The organism is Streptomyces sp. NRRL S-495, assembly GCF_000966955.1.
GTDB lineage: Bacteria > Actinomycetota > Actinomycetes > Streptomycetales > Streptomycetaceae > Kitasatospora > Kitasatospora purpeofusca.
In genome coordinates, this window is record NZ_JZWY01001354.1 from 1 (window position 1) to 566 (window position 566).

A 566-nucleotide genomic window follows, 5' to 3' on the forward strand; every position below is an offset into this window, starting at 1 on the left:
GCCACACCTCGGCGGCGGCCGGAGTGGGCGGCGTCATCAAGATGGTGCTGGCGATCGAGCACGGCGAACTGCCCAGGACCCTGCACGCGGACCGGCCGACGCCCATGGTCGACTGGTCGTCGGGAGCCGTGGAGGTCCTCTCCGAGGCCCGTACCTGGGACGACACGGGACGTCCGCGTCGGGCCGGGGTGTCCGCCTTCGGTGTCAGCGGTACCAACGCGCATCTGATCCTGGAACAGGCCCCGACGGAGGAAGCCGAACCGGTGGCCGAAGCCGAGGCCGGTGGCGATGCGTACCCGCTGCCCTGGGTGCTGTCGGGGCGTAGCGACGAAGCGCTGCGCGACCGGGCGGTCCAGTTGCTGGCACACCTGGGTGCCGCTCCCGGACCTCTGCGGGCCGCCGACACGGGCCGCGCGCTCGCCCTCACGCGCACCGCGTTCGAGCGGCGGGCCGTGGTCGTGGGCACCGACCCGGACGGGCTGCTCGACGGCGTGAAGGCGCTGGCCGAGGGCCGGACGGTGCCGGGGCTGGTACGGGGCGACGGGGTGTCGTCGGGTCGTTCGGTG

Annotated in this window: 1 protein-coding gene; it reads left to right on the top strand. The window is 74.2% G+C overall.

What is annotated here, in order from left to right; genetic code table 11:
- Window positions 1-566, top strand: a 566-nt coding sequence (locus VR45_RS41640; RefSeq protein ID WP_045945192.1) for a ketoacyl-synthetase C-terminal extension domain-containing protein, incomplete at both ends; no start/stop codon positions are given.